This window comes from Planktothrix sp. FACHB-1355 (assembly GCF_014748295.1).
Classification (GTDB): Bacteria; Cyanobacteriota; Cyanobacteriia; order Cyanobacteriales; family Aerosakkonemataceae; genus Aerosakkonema; species Aerosakkonema funiforme_A.
On the sequence record NZ_JACJUP010000997.1, the window covers coordinates 1 to 2597 of the forward strand.

Below are 2597 nucleotides of genomic sequence, written 5' to 3' on the forward strand. Positions count from 1 at the left end.
TTGTACGCTACATTGCACATTAAGCCAAGCGATCGCGCTGATGCAGTACTATTTAAGGATAAACCGCCAGAAAATAGCCTCGCTTTCATGCTCAAGCAATTAGCAAAAGTACCATCTCCCGCAGAACAAGCAGCGCTAATTGTCGAACACAATATACCTTACACTGTTGCTGTTGGTGCGGTGAAACAACTAACGCCAACTGTGGTGGTAGCGCTGATTAATTCCATGTCGCCGCAAGAGGTAATTAATAACCTCAAATCGCTGAAAGAACGCGGTGCAATGGATCACCCGGAAGTGAAAGCGCTAATTGATGAGAAACTGGAAGCGGCGGCAAAATCTGACCGGGTATCGGCATTTAAGGCGATGAAAGCAAGCGAAGTAGCAGTTGTTGATGAAGCAACAGCTACTAAGTTGGAGCAAATTGTCGATGTGCAGGTGAAGCAGCGCGGTAAAATTACCAAAACTACTGCTTTGCTGGTGGATAAAAGCGCGAGTATGACGGAGGCGTTGGAAGTTGGCAAGCAAATTGCGGCGATCGTATCTGCGATCGCAGAAGCAGATTTGTTTGTTTATGCTTTCGATGCGATCGCTTACCCAATTCAAGCACAGGGTAAAAACCTCTCAGATTGGGAAAAAGCTTTTCGGCATATTTTCCCAAATGGCAGTACCAGCATCGGTGCGGCGTTGGAAATAATGCGACTGAAACGACAAGCGATCGAACAGATTATCATCGTAACTGATGAAAACGAAAACGCCGCTCCTTACTTCAGCACCGTTTATCCCCGCTACTGCGAAGAATTGAAAGTTATTCCGAATGTAGTTCTGGTGAAAGTCGGTCAGCACAACAGCTATTTAGAGCATCAACTACAGCAAAATAAGGTAACTTTTGAAACCTTCACCTTCGCGGGAGATTACTACTCGTTGCCAAACTTAGTGCCTTTGCTGTCTCGCAGATCTCGTCTGGAATTGCTGATGGAAATTCTGGATACACCCCTGCCAGTACGGGATGACAAATAAAGTCGGTTAATTGGCAATTGGGAATGGGTAAGAGGAAATAAAATTACCGATTACTTATTCCCAACACCAGAAAAAGGAGAAACTATGAAAAAAGCTTTTAACTTTGTTGACCTGTGCTTTGTTGTCGATACAACTGGCAGTATGGGTTCGTTTATCCAAGCAGCAAAGCAACAGTTACTCGATACGATTAGCTTGCTGAAAGCTGATAGCGGTATCGACTTACAAGTAGGTTTGGTGGAATACCGCGACCACCCACCACAAGACAATTCTTTTGTAACTCGTGTCTATCCGCTGACTGCTAATTTGACGGAGATGCAGAAGGCAATTAACCAGCTAAAGGCTGATGGCGGTGGTGATGGCCCGGAAGCGGTTTATAGCGGTGTCCGCGATGCTTGCGTGCAGATGAAATGGCGTTCTCACAGCTGCCGTTTTATCCTACTGGTTGGGGATGCGCCACCGCACGGTTTTGCTAAGTGGTTGCAAGAAATGCTTCCCACACAACAACGTGGCGGAAACGGCGATGCGTGGCCAAATGGTTGTCCTAGCGGTTTGGATGTGCGGTCGGTCGCCGCAGCTGCGGAAAATCAGCAGGTGACGGTTCATGCTTTGTGCATGGGTGGCGATGGGTTTACTACGCAGGCGTTCGGTGCGATCGCAACTGCTACTGGCGGTCAGTGTGCATCCGCTAGCAGCGCTAAGGATGTGATTAGTAAGATGGTTGCTATGCTCAAAGATGAATTCCGCGATTTGGAATTCGATCGACAGGTGTTAGAAACTGTCTTGAATCTAGGCAATGTGGATAGCACTCAGGTAGCCGATAGTTTGGCTTGTCCCCGACTGCAAGCTGCTGCTGCGATCGCACGTTTGGGAAAGCGAGGTTTCTTGGATTTTTAAGTACATAGAAACCCGGTTTCTCGAAGAAACCGGGTTTCTGGGGTACGCTACACCAAGGGTTGATTTTTAGGTGCGATCGCAATTCCATAACTTTGCTACTCAACTATTATTTTTATAAAAATGAGCGAAAATACAAACATTAACCCTTTTACCAAAGCTCACTTCGATTTTGATAGCTTACCCTTTTTAACCAATCCTTACAAACAGCTAAATCTCCAGGCTGTGGGGCTTGGTTTTATTCATTTACCACCTGATGAAGGCTACACTTTTACCCACAGCCATGCAGAGCAAGAAGAAGTTTATATCGTAGTTCAAGGACAGGGAACGATTCTGATTGATGGAGAACTAATACCAATTGAGCGGGGTGATTGCGTGCGAATTTCTCCATCAGCTAAAAGAGCGCTGAAGGCAGATAAAGAAAATGCTTTATTTGTTATTTGTGCGGGTGGAGTTGTTGCGGGTTATCCAAAAAATTCAAATTCGCGATATTTGATTGATGACGGTATCCCAGATTACGATGATATTCCTCCTTGGTATGAAGGAAACCCAGAAGTTGCAGCTAAAAATGCCAAATTAAAAGAGCGGATGTTAAAATCTCAAGCTAAGCGCCAACAGTCAGAAGAAGGATGAAGTTGCAGCTAAAAATGCCAAATTAAAAGAGCGGATGTTAAAATCTCAAGCTAAGC

General features: G+C 45.4%; 3 protein-coding genes. All 3 read left to right on the forward strand.

Features of this window, described 5'->3' with window-relative positions:
- Positions 1–1017 (forward strand): VWA domain-containing protein (locus H6S82_RS28065; RefSeq protein ID WP_191057097.1); only part of this gene is annotated, 1017 nt, incomplete at its 5' end.
- 84 nt (positions 1018–1101) lie between these two features.
- On the forward strand, positions 1102–1911 hold the full coding sequence (locus tag H6S82_RS28070; RefSeq protein WP_190465691.1) for a vWA domain-containing protein: 810 nt from the start codon (positions 1102–1104) through the stop codon (positions 1909–1911).
- A 120-nt stretch (positions 1912–2031) separates the two neighbouring features.
- Positions 2032–2541 carry a cupin domain-containing protein gene (locus H6S82_RS28075; RefSeq protein WP_190465689.1) on the forward strand — a complete coding sequence of 170 codons (510 nt, stop codon included), beginning with the start codon at positions 2032–2034 and terminating at the stop codon, positions 2539–2541.
- Positions 2542–2597 lie beyond the last annotated feature (56 nt).

Bases quoted from the DNA above. Each gene is read 5' to 3' on its own strand.
- H6S82_RS28070 (WP_190465691.1), top strand. From the start codon at position 1,102: ATGAAAAAAGCTTTTAACTTTGTTGACCTGTGCTTTGTTGTCGATACA.
- H6S82_RS28075 (WP_190465689.1), top strand. From the start codon at position 2,032: ATGAGCGAAAATACAAACATTAACCCTTTTACCAAAGCTCACTTCGAT.